The 17,147-nt window shown below is 58.9% G+C and carries 15 protein-coding genes and 1 tRNA gene; 8 read left to right on the top strand and 8 right to left on the bottom strand.

The features are described 5' to 3' along the window. Window positions 1-67 precede the first annotated feature (67 nt). The 7 genes from JQM66_RS11210 to JQM66_RS11180 all read right to left on the bottom strand — a co-directional run bounded on the left by JQM66_RS11210 (window position 68) and on the right by JQM66_RS11180 (window position 7,650). Window positions 68-1,795 (bottom strand): phospho-sugar mutase, encoded by a 1,728-nt coding sequence (locus JQM66_RS11210; protein ID WP_235229960.1) that lies wholly within the window; start codon window positions 1,793-1,795, stop codon window positions 68-70. Between the two features lie 77 nt (window positions 1,796-1,872). Continuing rightward, complete coding sequence (locus tag JQM66_RS11205; RefSeq protein WP_235229959.1) at window positions 1,873-2,178, bottom strand: transposase; 306 nt, start codon at window positions 2,176-2,178, stop codon at window positions 1,873-1,875. A gap of 445 nt (window positions 2,179-2,623) precedes the next feature. After that, window positions 2,624-3,106, bottom strand: coding sequence for a 23S rRNA (pseudouridine(1915)-N(3))-methyltransferase RlmH (gene rlmH / locus JQM66_RS11200; RefSeq protein WP_235229958.1), 483 nt, complete (start codon window positions 3,104-3,106; stop codon window positions 2,624-2,626). After that, window positions 3,094-3,894: an MBL fold metallo-hydrolase gene (locus tag JQM66_RS11195; protein WP_235229957.1), complete on the bottom strand. Its 801-nt coding sequence runs from the start codon at window positions 3,892-3,894 to the stop codon at window positions 3,094-3,096. The genes rlmH and JQM66_RS11195 overlap by 13 nt, the downstream gene beginning before the upstream one ends. Window positions 3,895-3,996: 102 nt before the next feature. Then, entirely contained in the window at window positions 3,997-5,292 is a 1,296-nt protein-coding gene (locus JQM66_RS11190) for a UDP-N-acetylglucosamine 1-carboxyvinyltransferase (RefSeq protein ID WP_235229956.1), read from the bottom strand. Window positions 5,293-5,631: 339 nt separating this feature from the next. Further along, window positions 5,632-7,356, bottom strand: a complete 1,725-nt coding sequence (gene ade / locus JQM66_RS11185) for an adenine deaminase (protein WP_235229955.1) — start codon at window positions 7,354-7,356, stop codon at window positions 5,632-5,634. A gap of 129 nt (window positions 7,357-7,485) precedes the next feature. Continuing rightward, window positions 7,486-7,650: a hypothetical protein gene (locus JQM66_RS11180; protein ID WP_235229954.1), complete on the bottom strand. Its 165-nt coding sequence runs from the start codon at window positions 7,648-7,650 to the stop codon at window positions 7,486-7,488. Between the two features lie 103 nt (window positions 7,651-7,753). Here JQM66_RS11180 and JQM66_RS11175 point away from each other — a divergent pair, with 103 nt between their 5' ends. The 6 genes from JQM66_RS11175 to tsaD all read left to right on the top strand — a co-directional run bounded on the left by JQM66_RS11175 (window position 7,754) and on the right by tsaD (window position 13,663). After that, window positions 7,754-7,969 carry a helix-turn-helix domain-containing protein gene (locus JQM66_RS11175; protein ID WP_235229953.1) on the top strand — a complete coding sequence of 72 codons (216 nt, stop codon included), beginning with the start codon at window positions 7,754-7,756 and terminating at the stop codon, window positions 7,967-7,969. Window positions 7,970-8,053: 84 nt separating this feature from the next. Then, window positions 8,054-10,705: a DNA polymerase I gene (polA, locus tag JQM66_RS11170; RefSeq protein ID WP_235229952.1), complete on the top strand. Its 2,652-nt coding sequence runs from the start codon at window positions 8,054-8,056 to the stop codon at window positions 10,703-10,705. Continuing rightward, window positions 10,702-11,562, top strand: coding sequence for a DMT family transporter (locus JQM66_RS11165; protein ID WP_235229951.1), 861 nt, complete (start codon window positions 10,702-10,704; stop codon window positions 11,560-11,562). Before polA ends, JQM66_RS11165 begins: the two co-directional genes overlap by 4 nt. A gap of 16 nt (window positions 11,563-11,578) precedes the next feature. Continuing rightward, on the top strand, window positions 11,579-12,064 hold the full coding sequence (rimI, locus tag JQM66_RS11160) for a ribosomal protein S18-alanine N-acetyltransferase (protein WP_235229950.1): 486 nt from the start codon (window positions 11,579-11,581) through the stop codon (window positions 12,062-12,064). Further along, window positions 12,039-12,632, top strand: coding sequence for a GNAT family N-acetyltransferase (locus tag JQM66_RS11155; protein WP_235229949.1), 594 nt, complete (start codon window positions 12,039-12,041; stop codon window positions 12,630-12,632). Before rimI ends, JQM66_RS11155 begins: the two co-directional genes overlap by 26 nt. Before the next feature lie 23 nt (window positions 12,633-12,655). Further along, window positions 12,656-13,663 carry a tRNA (adenosine(37)-N6)-threonylcarbamoyltransferase complex transferase subunit TsaD gene (gene tsaD / locus JQM66_RS11150; RefSeq protein WP_235229948.1) on the top strand — a complete coding sequence of 336 codons (1,008 nt, stop codon included), beginning with the start codon at window positions 12,656-12,658 and terminating at the stop codon, window positions 13,661-13,663. A 646-nt stretch (window positions 13,664-14,309) separates the two neighbouring features. On the opposite strand, the gene JQM66_RS11145 is transcribed toward tsaD, so the two are convergent. After that, a tRNA-Thr gene (locus tag JQM66_RS11145) sits at window positions 14,310-14,385 on the bottom strand. A gap of 435 nt (window positions 14,386-14,820) precedes the next feature. Between JQM66_RS11145 and JQM66_RS11140 the strand changes: the two genes are divergently transcribed. Together JQM66_RS11140 and JQM66_RS11135 are read left to right on the top strand one after the other, a co-directional pair. Further along, window positions 14,821-16,125 carry a sensor histidine kinase gene (locus tag JQM66_RS11140; protein ID WP_235229947.1) on the top strand — a complete coding sequence of 435 codons (1,305 nt, stop codon included), beginning with the start codon at window positions 14,821-14,823 and terminating at the stop codon, window positions 16,123-16,125. Beyond that, window positions 16,122-16,871, top strand: a complete 750-nt coding sequence (locus JQM66_RS11135) for a response regulator transcription factor (RefSeq protein WP_235229946.1) — start codon at window positions 16,122-16,124, stop codon at window positions 16,869-16,871. Before JQM66_RS11140 ends, JQM66_RS11135 begins: the two co-directional genes overlap by 4 nt. Window positions 16,872-17,147 lie beyond the last annotated feature (276 nt).

The raw sequence follows: 17,147 nt of genomic DNA, 5'->3' as shown, positions 1-17,147 counted from the left end.
AGAGTATATGCACCTGCACGCAAAAAAACCGCCGCCCGTTTCGGGCGGCGGTTCATCGCAGGATCGGTCAGTTTTTCAGAGTATCTGCCCAGTCGGCGTACTTGGCGACCTTTTCGTCGCAGGACTCCTTGGTCTCACCGTTGGCCAGGATGTAGACTTTGACCTTGGGCTCGGTGCCGGAGGGACGGACGATGAGGCTGGTGCCGTCGGCCATCTCATAGCGCAGCACGTTGGAGTTGGACAGCTCCATGGTGGTCTTTTCGCCGGTTGCCACGCAGACCACACTGCCGTCCTGATAATCCTTCTGCTCCCGGACGGCCACGCCGGCGATCTCCACGGGGGGCTGAGCCCGGAGACCGGCCATGAGGGCGGCCATCTTCTTCAGGCCGTCCAGACCGGGCATTACCAGATTGATGGTCTTTTCGGCGTAGAAGCCGTATTTCTTATACAGGGCCTGCAGGGCGTCGTACAGGGTCATGCCCTGATCGGCGTACCAGGCGGCCATTTCGGTAAGAATCAGGGAGGCGGTGACAGCGTCCTTGTCCCGGACGTAGTCGCCCATCATGTAACCATAGGACTCCTCGTAGGCGAAGATGACTTTGCCCTCGCCGGAGGCCTCCAACTGGTCCTTTTTCTGGGCCAGGAACTTGAAGCCGGTGAAGGTGTCATAGCTCTGGAGGCCGTTGACTTCGGCCACCTTGCGGGCCATTTCCGTGGTAACGATGGTTTTCAGGGCCACGGGCTTTTCGGGCAGCTTGCCGGCGCGCTTCATGGCGCCGATCAGGTAGTCCAGCATCAGAACACCGGTCTGGTTGCCGGAGATGACCTTGAACTCGCCGTCGCCGGTGTTGACCATGATGCCCACCCGGTCGGCGTCGGGGTCGGAGCCCAGGATGAAGTCGGCGCCTTCCTTCTTGGCGATGTCCACCGCCAGATAGAAGCCCTCGGGGTTTTCCGGGTTGGGAGAGGCCACTGTGGGGAAGTTACCGTCAATGACCATCTGCTCGGGGACGCAGATGACGTGCTTCATGCCCAGACGCTTCAGAGCCTCGGGAATCAGCTTGTAGCCGGTGCCGTGGAAGGGGGTGTACACCATCTTGAAGGTGTCGGCCACCTTCTCCACCACAGCCTTGTCGTTGACCTGGGCCATGACGTTGGCGAGGAACTTCTCGTCGGTCTCGGCGCCCATGAGGGTGATCTTCCCCTCCGCCACGGCGGCGTCGTAGTCCATGGTTTTGACGCAGCCGAACACGTCCAGCTCCCGCATCTTCCTGGCCACCTCGTCGGCGTGCTTGGGGGGCAGCTGGGCGCCGTCCTCCCAGTAGACCTTGTAGCCGTTGTACTCCTTGGGATTGTGGCTGGCGGTGACGTTGATGCCGGCGATGCAGCCGTACTCCCGGACGGCGAAGCTCAGCTCGGGGGTGGGGCGCAGGGACTCAAACAGGCGCACGGGGATGCCGTTGCCCGCCATGACGCAGGCGGCCTCCCGGGCAAAAATGTCGGAGTTGTTGCGGCAGTCGAAGCAGACGGCCACGCCACGCTTCACGGCCTCGGGCCCCTCGGCCAGCACCACCTCGGCGAAGGCCTGGGTGGCGTGGCGGATGACGTGGACGTTCATCCGGTACAGGCCAACGCCCATGGTGCCGCGGAGACCGGCGGTGCCGAAGGCCAGCTGGTCAAAGAAGCGGGACTCGATCTCCTTGGGATCGTTCTGAATGGCTTCCAGCTCCGCTTTTTCGTCAGCGGACAGGGCGGGACTGGCCAGCCACTTTTCGTACTCTTTCATGAAATCCATTTTCTCGTTCCTCCTCTTAGATTTTGGTAACTGCATGAATCAGGTCGTCACAACGTCAGCCCCGTGCCGGGGAAAGATCAGATATCGTAGTGGTCAAAGCCGCAGAGACGGCAGTGGTACTCCCGGCCCTTCAGTGTATAGTTGTAATGTCCACAGACAGGGCAGCGGCTGCCGCTGCTTCGGTACATTCCAACGATGATCACGCCCGGAACTGCCAGGATCTTACCGATCACGGTATGCCGCAGAGCAAGTCCCAGAATCAGAAGCAGGATGCCTGCGGGAACCAGGATGTACCGCAGACGGCGGCGCCGCACCCAGGCGTCGATGGACTTCCGTATGGCGGGTTCTGCCATCTTTGTGGAGGTTTGCGCTTCGTTTTCCAAGAAAATCCCTCTTTTCCAAAACGCACGGAAAGCCCGACCTTATAATTTGCGATTTTTAAGACGGCTTGTTCAGCTGAATGATGTGACATGAATCAACCATTATTTACCCGAAATGGTATACCCGCAGTGCGTGCAGGTAAAGCCGTGCAGAATGCCCTGCGCGGGAGCGTTGATATGTCCGCAGCGAGGACAGCAGCGGCAGGAGGTGTTCAGCCCTCGGGCAATCACGCCAAAAGCTGCTCCGGCTACCATCAGCGGCAGCCCGAACGTGCTGTCCCGCAGAAGAAAAACGGCAACCATCAGGATGAGCCCCGCGGCAACACAGGGATAAATCGCCAGCCGCTTTCTCTTCCAAGCCCTGGAAATCTCCTGATCGGATAAAGCGGGAGAAGATTCCTTTTTCGTTGTCGTACCTCCAATCTCTGTCCAATGGATGTAAACCTTATTATTTGTGATACTTGCTCCCCGCGTTGATCTGGTATGCCCGGTAGACCTGCTCCAGCAGCATGACCCGGGCCAGATGGTGGGGGAAAGTCATGGGAGACATGGAGAGCTTTTCGGCGGCCAGGGCCTTCACCGAGGGGTGCAGCCCAAAGGAACCGCCGATGAGAAATACCACGTGGCTGCCGCCCCAGCTGGCGCTGTCCGCCATGAGGCGGGCCAGGTCCTCGCTGGACCGCAGCTTGCCCTCCACGCACATGGCGAAGATGAAGGCGGAGGGCGGGAGCTTGGCCCGGATGGCATCAGCCTCTTTGGCCAGTGCCGCCTCAATCTGGGCCGGGGAGGGGTCCTCCGGCAGCCGTTCTTCGGGCAGCTCCAGGATCTCCAGCTTGCAGAAGCGTGAGAGGCGCTTTGTGTACTCCGCCGCCGCGTCGATATAAAATTTTTCCTTCATCTTGCCCACGCAGATGATGCTCACCTTTTGCATACGGCCCTCCTGGATACGATGTGGACCTGGCCCAGGCTGTCCCTGGGCGCCACGGAGAGGGTGGGAAAGAATCCCGCGGCGGAAAGAGCCGTCTCCACGGCATTCCGGGCCATGGCGGGGGTGTTGTTCTCCTTGCTGAGATGGGCCAGGATCAGCTCCGACGCACCGGCCTCCGCCAGGGTCACGGCAAAACGGGCAGCATCCTCGTTACAGAGGTGGCCCTCTGTTCCCAGAATACGCTGCTTCAGATAGTAGGGATAGGGTCCGCTGCGGAGGCACTCCACATCGTGGTTGGCCTCCAGCACCGCAAGGTCCACCCCCGGCAGAATGTCCGCCGCCTCGTCGGTGACGAAGCCGGTGTCCGTCAGGAGACCCACGCCGCCGTCCTCCGTGTCAAAGCGGTAGCCGCAGGAACCGGGGGCGTCGTGGGAGGTGGGGAAGGCGGTGACGGCACAACTGCCGATCGGTTCAGATACGCAGGACGCCAGAGGTAGCAGCCGATCTCCGATGCCCGCCAGCCGGTATTCCAGCTCCCGGCAGGTGCGGTCCAGGGCGCGGACGGGGCAGGCGGTGTGCTTCAGCAGAACCGGCAGCCCGGAGATATGGTCCCCGTGGGTGTGGGTCACCAGAATGGCGCTCAGGTCCATGGGGCTCAGGCCCAGCTCCCGCAGGCCGGCGGTGATGCGGCGGCAGGAGATGCCGGCGTCTACCAGCAGATGGGTGTCTTCGCAGGAGAGCAGCAGCGCGTTGCCGGAGGAGCCGCTGGCCAGTGTATGTACAGTGGTCAAAAAAATACCTCGCTTTTGTGAAAAAACATCCGCTGAGGAGAACGCCAAAAAGGTCGCCCTCCTCAGCGGACGTAAACATCAGAATTCAATAAGGGGAGCAGCTCAGCCCACGTTGGCGGCCGACGCCTCCTCCGGCTCCTCCTCGGAGCGGATATCGGCGCCCAGGGCCCGCAGCTTGGAGATGATATCCTCGTAGCCCCGCTCAATGTATTGGACCTGGGTGATCTCGCTCCGGCCATGGGCGGCCAGGGCGGCGATGACCAGGGCGGCACCGGCCCGCAGATCGTATGCCTGGATGGGGGCGCCGGTGAGATGGTCCACGCCCTCCACCACGGCGGTCTTGTCGTCCACCTGGATGTTGGCGCCCATGCGCTTGAGCTCGTCCACATAGCGGTAGCGGCTGCCCCAGACGCCCTCCGTCACCAGAGAGGTGCCCTCCGCCAGGGAGAGGACCGTGGTGATCTGGGGCTGCATGTCGGTTGGGAAGCCCGGATAGGGCAGGGTCTTGATGTTGGTCTTCTGCAGCTTGCCGGTGCGGCGAACCAGGAGGGTATCCTCGTTCTCCTCCACTTCCACGCCCATTTCCACCAGCTTGGCGGTGATGCAGTCCATGTGCTTGGGGATGATGTTCTTCACCAGCACCTGACCGCCCGTAGCGGCCACGGCGGCCATGTAGGTGCCTGCTTCAATCTGGTCGGGAATGATGGCATAGCTGCCGCCCCGCAGACGTTCCACGCCGTGAATTTTAATGGTGTCAGTGCCGGCGCCCCGGATGTTGGCGCCCATGGAGTTCAGGAAGTTGGCCAGGTCCACGATATGGGGCTCCTTGGCGGCGTTTTCAATGACGGTGATGCCCTCAGCCATGACGGCGGCCATCATGATGTTCATGGTGGCGCCCACGGACACCACATCCAGATAGATGTTGGTGCCCTTCAGGCGGTGGTCCCCCACGGAAGCGTGGATAAAGCCGCCCTCCACGGAAACCTTGGCACCCAGGGCAGCGAAGCCCTTGACATGCTGGTCGATGGGCCGGACGCCGCCGAAATTGCAGCCGCCGGGCATGGCGACCTCCGCCTCCCCGAAACGGCCCAGAAGGGAGCCAATCAGATAATAGGAGGCGCGGATCTTCCGGGACATATCGTAGTTAGTCCGGGTGGAGTGGATGCGGCTGCAGTCGATCTCCACCGTGTGGCGGTTGATGCTGCGGATACCGGCGCCCAGGCCCTCCAGGATCTTCAGACAAAGAGTGACGTCGGAAATCTGAGGAATGTTTTCAATGCGGCAGACGCCGTCCACCAGAAGGGCGGCAGGGATGATGGCAACAGCGGCGTTCTTTGCGCCGCTGATCTCTACTTCTCCAAACAGGGGTTTTCCGCCCTGTACAATATATTTCGTCAAGATGGTGACCCTCTCTTCAAACGACTTTCAGCATGCAGCTGTGCTTTGGTAAAGACAGTTTGCCCGTCTGGCGGCGCTTCATACCGGCGCCCGGCCAGCGGGGGCCGCGGCGGTCATACAGGACCCGTATCCGCCTGGCAACACACGCACACAATTAGCATAGCACATCAAACGCGGAAATGCAAACGTTTCCTTCGGGAGGGTACGGAAAAACTTGCGGCATTACAACAGATGCAGAACAGCCTGAGGCGCAGGGCCGAAGCCCTGCGCCTCACTTGAGATGAAATGTGTTCTGTTTGGGATGGTTATGACTGTAATACACCGCCGCGGAATGGAGCGTCACACATAGCTCTGGCTGTTCACATCGAACACGCCCCGGGTGGTGATGCGCAGAGAGGGAATGACCGGCAGGGCCATGAAGCTCAGGGTCATGAAGGGGTCGATGCCCCGGCCCACGCCCAGGGCGTAAGCCTGCTCCTTGGCGTCCTCCAGCTTTTCATTGACGGTGACCAGCGGCTCATCACTCATGATACCGGCGATGGCCAGGGGGACTTCCGCCTTGGGGGCGCCGCCGTCCCACACCACAATGCCGCCGTTCAGCTCCACCACCCGGTTAACTGCCTGGGCCATGTCGGCCTCATTGGTGCCCACCACGATGATGTTGTGAGAGTCGTGGGAGATGGAGGTCGCCACGGCGCCGGATTTCAGGCCGTAGCCCTGAATAAAGCCGATGCCGATGTGGTGGGTGTTTTTGTGACGCTCCACCACGGCGATCTTCAGCACGTCGTATTCCACATCGATGCGGTCGGAGTAGCCGGCGTCCACGGTGGTGATCTCGCCGTTCACCATGCCGATGATGCCCCGGGGACGGTGGTCCATAAAGTCCTCCGCCGTCAGGGTGCCTACGTGGAAGGTGCTGTGGGCCCGGTCCGTCAGGTACTGCTCGATCTCCGGCGCAGGGAAGTCATGAACCACGCCGTTTTCCACCATCAATTCGCCCTTTTTGAAGACCTTCTCAATGTTGAAATTCTGGAAATCATCAATGATGACGAAGTCGCCCAGATACCCCGGCGCAATGGCGCCCCGGTTGTTCAGCAGGAAGTACCGGGCAGCGTTGTGGCAGGCCACCTTCACCGCGGTGATGGGGTCCACGCCTAGGCCGATGGCCTTCTTCACGATGTAGTCGATGTGGCCCTTTTCCAGCAGGTCGTTGGGGTGCTTGTCGTCGGTGCAGAACATGCACCGCTCACTGTATTTGTCGCACAGCAGGGGCACCAGGGCCTCCAGGTTCCGGGCGGCGGTGCCCTCCCGGATCATAATGAACTGGCCCCGCTCCAGCTTGGCGATGGCGTCCTGAAGATCGTGACACTCGTGGTCGGAGTAGACCCCGGCGGCGATGTAGGCGTTCAGGTCGTTGCCCACCAGGTCCGGGGCATGGCCGTCGATCTTCTTGTGGTGGGCCTGGGCCGCCACGATCTTCTCCACGCACTGGTCGTCCCCGGCGATGGTGCCCACAAAGTTCATCATCTCCGCCAGGCCCTGGACCCGGGGATGGTCGTAGAAGCTGTCGATGGCCCGGTAATCCAGCACCGCACCGGACTCGTCCAGAGGCGTGGCCGGGACACAGGAGGGCAGCATGAACCGCACATCCACCGGCAGGTCCTCCGTGGCCTGGAGCATGTACTCAATGCCGTCGGTGCCCATGACGTTGGCGATCTCGTGGGGATCAGTGATGACGGTGGTGGTGCCGTGGGGCAGAACAGCCTTCACGAACTCTGTGGGGCTCACCAGGGAGCTCTCCAGATGGATGTGGGCGTCCAGAAAGCCGGGGAGAACGATCTTCCCGGTGCAGTCCTCCTCCACCGCACCGGAGTAGGTGCCCATGCCCACGATCAGGCCCTCGGCCACGGCGATGTCTGCGTGGCACAGCTCGTTGGAAAACACGTTGACGTAAGTGGCGTTTTTCAGCACCAGATCCGCCGGTTCCCGGCCTGCGGCGGCATTGATGATGCGCCGCTTTTTCAGTAGTTTGCGGTTGATCTTGCCGGCATAGCTTTCAGACATAGAACCACTCCTTCTTACCATGATTTTGACATTAAATTTGGTTATGATAGACATAAAATATAATAATATCTGGTTAGAGTGAGTATACGCCAAAACCGGCGGTTTGTCTACTGAAAAAAGGGGAAAATTTTATTGATAGCGATAGCGCTGGCGGGTGTATTCGTCCACGCAGCGGAAAAACAGCTCTCGGTCCCGGAATTCCAGCAGTTCAAAGCCCTCCACCGGGTGAAAGGAAACGATTCGGTTCCTGGTGTCCACCCAGATGCGCCAGCGCTGCGGGGTCGGTTGGTCCATAGGGAAGCCTCCATTCCTTGTTTTTCACATTTTATGCGATTATCGCATAAAAACAATATGCGATTTTTGCATACTATACAATGGAGCCAAAGGGGGAGTACCTATGTATCAGCGGCTGCGGAACCTACGGGAGGACCGGGACCTGAATCAGACGGAAGTGGCGGCGGTGCTGCATGTGTCCCAGACCAATTATTCCCGGTACGAGAGCGGGACCCTGGACATCCCCAGCGCGTCTCTAATTGCCCTGGCCCGGTTTTACGGCACCAGCGTGGATTATCTGCTGGGGCTGACGGACGAGCCTGCCCCATACCGTAAATAAGCCATTTTTTGCCCCATCCATTGCGAAACCGCGGCGGATGGGGTATACTATCTTAATTATGAAATCATTTCCGGAGGTATCCCCATGAAGCTCATGGTCATCGACGGCAATTCCATCATCAACCGGGCCTTTTACGGTATCCGGCCCCTTTCCACCCGGGATGGGCTGTATACCCATGCTGTCTTCGGCTTTCTCACCACCCTGCTGCGGCTGGAGGGAGAGGAGACGCCGGACGCGCTGTGCGTCACCTTTGACGTTCACGCACCCACCTTCCGCCACACCGCCGACGAGGCCTACAAGGCCACCCGGAAGCCCATGCCGGAGGAATTGCGGATGCAGGTGCCGGTTTTGAAAGAAGTGCTGGACGCCCTGAACATCCCCCGGTATGAGATGGAGGGCTGGGAGGCCGACGACCTGATCGGCACCATCTCCCGCAAATGCGAGGCCGCCGGCTGGGAGTGCGTGGTGGTCACGGGAGACAAGGACAGCCTGCAATTGATTACCGACCGCACCAAGGTGAAACTGGTGTCCACCCGCATGGGGCAGACCACCACCAAGGACATGACCCCGGACACCTTCCGGGAGCAGTATGGCTTCGACCCCATCCATATGATCGACCTGAAGGCCCTCATGGGCGATTCTTCCGATAACATCCCCGGCGTCCCCGGCATCGGCGAGAAGACCGCCATGGACCTCATTCAAAAATATGAGAGTATCGACGCCCTGTATGAAAAACTCCCGGACATCGAGGCCAAGCCTGCCGCCATCCGCAAGCTGACGGAGGGGGAGGAGGCCGCCCGCCACTCCTACTGGCTGGCCACCATCGTCACCGACGCGCCTCTGGACTTCCAGCCAGAGGACAATCTGGTGAAGGCACCGGGCGGGGCGGCATACCCGTTATTCCTGCGGCTGGAATTCACCAAGCTCATTGAAAAATTTGGCCTGACGGCGGAGGAGAAGCCTGCGGAGCCGAAAAAGGTGGATGTAACCGTTACGGTGGAACAGGTAACGGATCAGAAGAAAGCTGACCAACTGTTGGCTCAGTGGCGGCAGGCAGACCATGTGTCCCTGCTGGCCCTGCCGGACCTGACGGGCATTTCCGTGGTGTGTGAAACCGGAGAGAACACCAACCTGACGGCGGAGCTGTTCTTTGAGAAGTTCTCCGGGGACTGGAACGGGCTGCTGAAAGCCCTGTTCTCAGCGAACATCAAAAAAGTGTCCCACAACGTGAAAGACCTGATGCGGACACTGTTGGAAAACGGCCTGCCCGCGGATGGCTTTATCTTCGATACCGCTCTGGCGGCCTACCTGCTGGACGCCACGGCGGGCAGCTATGACCTTCAGAGGCTGTTTGTGTCCTGGTTCAATGAGGAGCTTCCCAAGCCGCTGTACCTTGAAAAGGAGGCCTTCTCTCTGCTGGGGGATGCCGCCCAGGCGGAAGCGGCCTTCGACAGCCATGCGGCGGCGGTGGAGGCCCTGTACGGGACGCTGTCCGCCAAGCTGAAAGAGCTGGATATGTGGGAGCTGTACCAGACCGCCGAGCTGCCCCTGTGCCGCGTGCTGGCGGACATGGAGCTGGCGGGCTGCCGGGTGGACGCTCGGGCTTTGACAGAGTTCGGAGCAGAACTGTCCTGCCGGGCGGCGGAGCTGGAACAGAAGATTTACGACATGGCGGGGGAGAGCTTCAACATAAACTCCCCCAAGCAGTTGGGCGAGATTTTGTTCGGCAAGCTGGGCCTGCCCCACGGCAAAAAGACCAAGACCGGCTGGTCCACCAACGCCGACGTGCTGGAAAAGCTGCGGTACGAGGCCCCCATTGTGGGTGCTGTGCTGGAATACCGCCAGCTCACAAAATTGAAATCCACCTACGCTGACGGTCTGCTGAAGGCCCTGGACCCGGATGGCCGGGTGCGGACCAATTTCCAGATGACCGTTACCGCCACCGGGCGGCTCAGCTCCACGGAGCCGAACCTCCAGAACATCCCCACCCGCACGGACCTTGGCAGCGAGATTCGCCGCATGTTCGTGCCTGCCGAGGGCTGCGTGCTGGTGGACGCGGACTACTCCCAGATCGAGCTGCGGCTCCTGGCTCACATCGCCGGGGACGCGGGGATGCGGGAGGCGTTCCTTTCCGGCGGCGATTTTCACGCCGAGACGGCGGCTAAGGTATTCCATGTGGCGCGGGCCGACGTGACGCCGGAGATGCGCCGCAGCGCCAAGGCGGTGAACTTCGGCATCGTGTACGGCATCTCCGCCTTTTCCCTTAGCCAGGACATCGGTGTATCTGTGGCGGAGGCGAAAGCCTATATGGAGGCGTATTTTACCACCTTCCCCGGTGTGCGGAAATATATGGATTCCGTGGTGGAGACGGCCAAGGAGACCGGCTATGTGGAGACCATCTTCCACCGCCGCCGGGACCTGCCGGAGCTGAAGTCCTCCAACTTTAATATGCGGTCCTTCGGTGAGCGGGTGGCGCTGAACATGCCCATTCAGGGCACGGCGGCGGATATCATGAAGCTGGCCATGGTGGCTGTCCACAAGCGGCTGAAAGCGGAGAACTTGCAGGCCCGTCTGGTGCTTCAGGTTCACGACGAGCTGATCGTGGAGTGTCCCGAGGCCCAGGCGGAGACCGCCGCCAAGCTGCTGGAGGAGGAGATGGAGCAGGTGGTGTCCCTGTCCGTTCCCCTGACGGCGGAGGCCCACTGGGGCAGTAACTGGCTGGAGGCCAAGGGATGAAACGCCTGCTGGTCCTTCTTGGCGTGGCAGGGGTGTCCCTGTCCGCCGTGTTTGTCCGGTGGTCCACGGCACCCTCCCTGGTGCTGGCGTTGTACCGCATGGCGTTTTCGGCGGCGCTGCTGGCGCCGTGGACGTTTTTGCGCTGCCGCGGTGAACTGCGGACCATCTCCCGGAAAGATGCACTGCTGTGCCTGATGAGCGGCGCCTTTCTGGGACTGCACTTTGCGGCTTACTTTGAATCCCTGCGGTGGACCTCCATCGCCTCGTCGGTGGTGCTGGTGGACACGGAGGTCCTCTTCGTGGCCCTGGGCAGTGTGCTGCTGCTGAAAAAGAAGCTGCCGGGTCGGGCGTGGCTGGCAGTGGCGCTGGCATTTGGGGGCAGCATCGTGATTGCCCTGGCGGACACCGCCACGGGGCCGGACGCCCTGCGGGGCGACGTGATCGCCCTGTCCGGCGCATTGTGCATGGCGGTCTACACCATGATCGGTGCGGTGTGCCGCAGGCGGCTTTCCACCGCCGTCTATACATGTCTGGTCTATACGGCTGCGGCAGTGACGCTGCTGGTCATCACGCTGGCAGGCGGCACGCCCCTGGCGGGTTATGGCGCGGTGAATGGCCTGACGGCCCTGGGCATGGCGGTGTTCTGCACCCTGCTGGGCCACAGTGTGTTCAGCTGGGGACTCAAGTATCTGCCCCCGGCCTTCATCTCCACAGTGAAGCTGATGGAGCCGGTGTTTGCCTCGGTGTGGGGCCTGGTCCTGTTCGCCGAGCGGCCCGGCCTGCTGACGGTGCTGGGCGGCGCGGTCATCATCTGCGGCATCGCCCTGTACAGCCGGGCGGCTGATGGCGAAACATGATTGAGGAGTGAATGATATGGAAGAAAAACGGATGCATGTGCGCATCGTGCCCATGAACGGGGACCATCTGGACGAGGTGGCGGAGCTGGAGCGCATCTGCTTCTCCACCCCCTGGTCCCGGAATATGCTGGCGGAGGAACTGGATAACCTGCTGTCCGCCTTCCTGGTGGCCCTGGATGACGAAGACAAAGTGGTGGGCTACGCGGGCTTGCAGGTGGTGCTGGATGAGGGCTACATTACCAACGTAGCGGTGCGGCCGGAGTGCCGCCGTCAGGGTGTGGCATCCCAGTTGCTGGAGGTTTTTATGAACTTTGCCAGGGGCAACCATCTGGCCTTTCTGACCCTGGAGGTCCGGGCTTCCAACTACGACGCCATCGCCCTTTACGGCAGCCGCGGCTTCCGCAGCGTGGGCCGGCGGAAAAATTACTACGAGCATCCCAAGGAGGATGCCGTCATCATGACCAAGGAGTTCGACTATGGAACTGAGACTGCCGACCATTGAGCAGCTGCGCACGGTCTATGACCGTGACATGAAGGAGGCCTTTCCTTCGGCAGAGCTGAAGCCCTTGTCCGCCATCGAGCGGATGTGGCGGGAGGGCTGGTACACACCCTGGTGCCTTTTTGATGGGGACGAGATCGTGGGCCAGTGCTTTTTGTGGCTGGGCCATCCCGGCTGGGCGCTGCTGGATTATTTGTGTGTCTCCGCCAGGGCCCGCAACAGCGGGCTGGGGTCCGTGATGCTGGCAAAGCTGGCGGAGGCGGAACCGGATACCGTCATCTTCGGGGAGGCGGAGGCTCCCGTCCATGCCCCTGATCCGGCCATGGCGGAGAGGCGGCTGGGCTTTTACGCCCGCAACGGCCTGCGGCTGGCGGATTACGAGACAGAAGTATTTGGCGTCCACTATAAGACCCTGTATCTGGCAAAGGGGGAAGTGGATGAACGGCAGCTGATGGCGGAGCACCGCTTCGTATACGAGAACAGCTTTGCTCCGGACAAATTCGCCAGATACGTCCGCATTCCCTATGATCCCAACAGGGCTCCGGGTGCCAAGGTGGCCTGGGAGCAGTAAAGAAAGAAGTGACGTGACATATTATGAAGATACTGGCTTTTGAATCCTCCTGCGACGAGACCGCCGTGGCGGTGGTGGAGGACGGCCGCAAGGTCCTGTCCGACGCCATTGCGTCCCAGGCGGACCTCCACGCCCTGTACGGCGGCGTGGTGCCGGAGATCGCCTCCCGGAAGCACGTGGAGGCCATTGCCGCCCTGACAGAAAAGGCGTTGGCTGACGCCGGCTGCACCCGGGCAGATATCGACGCCGTGGCGGTGACCTACGCACCGGGCCTCATCGGCGCAGTGCTGGTGGGTCTCAGCTTCGCCAAGTCTGTGGCCTACGGTCTGGGGGTGCCCCTGATCCCGGTCCACCATATCCGGGGCCACATTGCTGCCAATTACCTGGCTTTCCCGGAGCTGGAGCCGCCCTTCCTGGCCCTTGCCATCTCAGGCGGCAACACACTGATCGTGGATGTGCGGGATTACACAGATATGGTGATCCTGGGTGCCACCCGGGACGATGCGGCGGGGGAGTGCTTCGACAAGGCGGCCCGGGTGCTGGGCCTACCCTATCCCGGCGGTGCCCCCATGGATAAGCTGGCGCAGCAGTCGGTGGGCGGCGTCTATCAACTGCCCCATGCCCATGTGGACGGTGCGCCCTTGGACATGAGCTTTTCTGGCCTGAAAACGGCGGTGGTGAACCTGGCCCATCATGCGGAGCAGGTGGGGGAGGAACTGGACCGGGCAGCCCTGGCCCGGGATTTTGCCCAGGCCGTCAGTGATACCCTGGTGCCCCGGGCCATGGAGGCTCTGCGCCAGACCGGCTACAAGACTATGGCAGCGGCAGGCGGCGTGGCCGCCAACTCCGTCATCCGGGGAGACCTGGAGCGGGCCTGCGGGAAGGCAGGCTGTAAGCTGTACCTGCCGCCCCTGAAGCTGTGCGGTGATAACGGTGCCATGATCGGTGCACAGGGTTATTACGAGTACCTGGCAGGCAATGCGGCCAGTATGGACCTGAATGCCTACGCCACCCGGGACATCGCGGAATAAAGGAAAAACAGGAGACCGCGAAGGCGGTCTCCTGTTGTATATTTGGATGCGATGATGCATACTTGCATGGAGAAAATGACGGCGGGTTAGGAACAACTTGAATTTTTGAAAATAAAAAAATTTTTTTGACGAAAATAGATATAGAAAATCGTGGTTTTGACAATACAAAATGCCGGATTGAATAGATGACGATTTTATGTTGAGCTTTTTCGGATTTTTCAAACCGTGTAAAATACAGTTACAGAGATTGTAAAAAAAAGGTAAAAAGCAAGAAAATGATTGAAAGCAAAAGAAAAAATGACTGTTGAAAACCATGTGGAAAATGTGAATAACTCTGTGTAAAAGACTATTACAGAAATTGTTATGTAAATTACAGAGAAGAGCCGGAATCAGATGACAGATCCCGAAAAGCAAAAAAGCAAGAGATGTTTTGACGAAAAAGGGAAGAAAAATTCTCCGTATTTTTTCCTTGACCTGGTTGATGGGCTCTGCTTACCGGAGGAAGACAGCAGAATAGAAAATGGGAGAATGACGTAAAACTTGCAATAATACAAAACGTAGTATACAGGCGGCTGCTGCATGGACGCTCCGGGGATTGTGAAAGCACAGGAAAAACAAAATCTCCGCCACAACTGTGACGGAGATCTGGAGCTGATGGCCGGATTCGAACCGGCGACCTACTGATTACGAATCAGTTGCTCTACCAGCTGAGCTACACCAGCATATGAAGTTTTGCTGCCTGGATGATGGCGTGGATTGGCTGCCTTACCGAAGAGATGAATCCAGCTGTCAATTGAAAACCAGGACTCAAAGACTGAGCAAAACGTATAATAGCACATTTTCCTTTCAGCGTCAACATGAATTCCCGGGGAATTTCTTTTAACCAGTGAACTGTGAAAGCCAAATAGAAGGGCTCCAGCCTGCTGAAGGATACGATCACGCATCCAAAGCAGAAAAACTGTGGTATAATCAGCTTGGAAAATGGCTCTTTCGGCAAGGTTTTCCACATACAAACAGTAAAACCGGATGAGCCGACTGGACATCGCAGTGTGTCTGCGGGCTGTTGCAATACCTATAAAGATGACACATTTTTCTGTGTTCTCTGCCTATCTTGCGGCGGACGAAAGAGTTACAATCGTATAAAAGGAGTGAAGTCTATGCTGCGAATGGAGATTGCACTGTTTCTGGTTCTTGCTTTTGTAGCGTATGTCTATTTTTCTGCGGAGAAAAAGCATACCCAGCTGCACCGGACTTTTTCGGCGCTTCTGATCGTTATGCTGGTCCATCTGGTCTTTGATGGAATTACCGTTTATACCGTGAATCATCTGGAAACGGTGCCGACCCTTCTGAACGACACCTTCCACCGCCTTTTCATCGGAACGATGATCATTGTGTTCTTCCTCTTTTACCAGTATATTGCCATTCTGGTGGAAGAGGAGACCGGGAAGCCGCGGCGGCTGGACCTCGCTGCCAAAATCTATCTGGTGATCGCGGAGCTGGGGGATATGCTGCTCCCCATCCATTATGCCGTGACCCCTCAGGGTAACTATTCTGATGGCATCCATGTGGTATTCTGCTATCTCAGCGTCGCATTTTATTTTCTCCTTTGTGCCGGACTCCTTCTTGTGAGCTGGAAAAACATCCAGCAGAAGAAGAAAATGGCCATCGGCATTGCGCTGCTGATCGAGCTTGTGGTGACTGCGCTGCAGGGTCTCCGCCACACCTGGCTCATCAGCGGCATGGGGATGACGCTGATCACGCTGGCTTTCTACCTGATTCTGGAAAACCCGGATATCCTGCGGGCGGAACTGGTGGAACAGAAGATGTCCATGCTGTACCTGAAAAGCCAGGTCAACCCCCATTTTCTCTATAATACCCTGGATACCATCCGTATCCAGGCCCAGCTGAACGGAGACAAAAAGGTGGCGGACCTGCTCATGCGGCTGGTGGATTTCTTCCGGCTCAGCGTCAAGGTGGACCGTCCTATGGTTTCACTGGACGACGAAATGGAGCTGCTGGAAGCCTATATGGAGCTGATGTGCTACCGGTATCCGGAGCTGACGTGCGAATATGACATGGATCCGGACCTGGGCGGCGCGCAGGTGCCCAATTTCATCCTGCAGCCCATCGTGGAAAACAGCCTTCTCCACGGCCTGAAAAACAAGGGCTACCGGGGCGAGGTGCGTATTTCGGCGCAGAAAACGGCGGACGGCCATATGGAGATCATGGTCTGTGACACCGGCAGCGGCTTTGCCGAGGGCAAGAAGGCTGCAATCGACGAAATGCTGCGGGACTACGCAAAGCAGGCACCAAAGCTCACTGGCAACAGCATCGGCATCCTGAATGTACAGAAGCGCATCAAGCTGTTGTGCGGCCGGGAGTTCGGCCTGTGGTATACGGAAAATGAAGCAGGCGGTGTGACGGCCCATATCCTGCTGCCGCTGGAGGAGGAAGTAAAATGAAAAAGCTGCGTGTGCTGCTAGTGGATGACGAGATCATGATCCGGGAGGGATTCAAGCGCCTCTTTGACTGGGAGGCCCACGGCTGCGAGGTAGTGGGCGAGGCCGCCGACGGCATGGAGGCTCTGGCCAGGATCGATGCGCTGGACCCGGATATCGTCATCATGGATATTAACATCCCCATCATGAATGGCCTGAAGGTCATCCAGCTCAGCCGTATCAAGCACCCGGAGACCGCCTTTGTCATCGTATCGGGCTACGATGACTTCTCCTACTGCAGGGAAGCCCTTCGGCTGCAGATCACGGACTATATCCTGAAGCCCGTGAATTACGAGGAATTCGGTTCCTGCATCGACAACCTGAAAATCGCACTGTTCCAGCGGCAGTCCTCAAAAAATGAAAACCGGCAGGAGGAACGCACCATCACCGGCATTACGCGGTATTTGCAGGAGCATCTGGCGGAGGATATCAGTCTCTCCATCTTGGCGGAGCAGTTCCATCTGAACGCCCAGTATATCAGCCAGCTTTTCAAAAGTGAGATTGGTGTGGGCTTCCTGACTTACCTGACCAACATCCGCATGGAGAAGGCGAAAAAGCTCCTGCTGTCCACCGCACTTTCCATCGCGGAGGTGGCAGAGCAGTCCGGCTACGGCGATTACCGGGTATTTACCAAAGTGTTCAAGAAGTCGGAGGGCATCACTCCTTCCCAGTACCGGCGGGATTTCCTGGAGGGAACGGCGGCTATATGAGGAATGGTTCAGGCACCGGAATATATGGTGCCGGTTTGCGGAATTTATGTCTGGCGGCGCTGCGGTCATGGACATGAGCGGCAGCCGCTGAAGATGCCCTGAAAAATCGTGTTGTCTTTTGCGTCATATATTTAAGAAAGCGTGTCAGCAGGTGCGTTTTTTAGTACCTGCTGACATGCCTTCTTTTGCTTTGGCAAAGTGAACCCCCGGCTATGCCGGGGGGCTGAAAGAGCTTATAGCGATGAAAAAAGTAAACAAGAAAAAGTCCCCGAGTTG

The organism is Oscillibacter valericigenes (assembly GCF_021531915.1).
Classification (GTDB): domain Bacteria; phylum Bacillota; class Clostridia; order Oscillospirales; family Oscillospiraceae; genus Oscillibacter; species Oscillibacter valericigenes_A.
The sequence above is the reverse complement of the archived record's forward strand: the minus strand, read 5'-3'. Positions and strand labels throughout refer to the sequence as shown.

Excerpts from the sequence above, each read along its gene's own strand:
- JQM66_RS11210 (WP_235229960.1), bottom strand. The coding sequence starts at position 1,795 with ATGGATTTCATGAAAGAGTACGAAAAGTGGCTGGCCAGTCCCGCCCTG.
- rlmH (WP_235229958.1), bottom strand. The coding sequence starts at position 3,106 with ATGCAAAAGGTGAGCATCATCTGCGTGGGCAAGATGAAGGAAAAATTT.
- ade (WP_235229955.1), bottom strand. The coding sequence starts at position 7,356 with ATGTCTGAAAGCTATGCCGGCAAGATCAACCGCAAACTACTGAAAAAG.
- JQM66_RS11180 (WP_235229954.1), bottom strand. The coding sequence starts at position 7,650 with ATGGACCAACCGACCCCGCAGCGCTGGCGCATCTGGGTGGACACCAGG.
- JQM66_RS11175 (WP_235229953.1), top strand. The coding sequence starts at position 7,754 with ATGTATCAGCGGCTGCGGAACCTACGGGAGGACCGGGACCTGAATCAG.
- polA (WP_235229952.1), top strand. The coding sequence starts at position 8,054 with ATGAAGCTCATGGTCATCGACGGCAATTCCATCATCAACCGGGCCTTT.
- JQM66_RS11165 (WP_235229951.1), top strand. The coding sequence starts at position 10,702 with ATGAAACGCCTGCTGGTCCTTCTTGGCGTGGCAGGGGTGTCCCTGTCC.
- rimI (WP_235229950.1), top strand. The coding sequence starts at position 11,579 with ATGGAAGAAAAACGGATGCATGTGCGCATCGTGCCCATGAACGGGGAC.
- JQM66_RS11155 (WP_235229949.1), top strand. The coding sequence starts at position 12,039 with ATGGAACTGAGACTGCCGACCATTGAGCAGCTGCGCACGGTCTATGAC.
- tsaD (WP_235229948.1), top strand. The coding sequence starts at position 12,656 with ATGAAGATACTGGCTTTTGAATCCTCCTGCGACGAGACCGCCGTGGCG.
- JQM66_RS11140 (WP_235229947.1), top strand. The coding sequence starts at position 14,821 with ATGCTGCGAATGGAGATTGCACTGTTTCTGGTTCTTGCTTTTGTAGCG.
- JQM66_RS11135 (WP_235229946.1), top strand. The coding sequence starts at position 16,122 with ATGAAAAAGCTGCGTGTGCTGCTAGTGGATGACGAGATCATGATCCGG.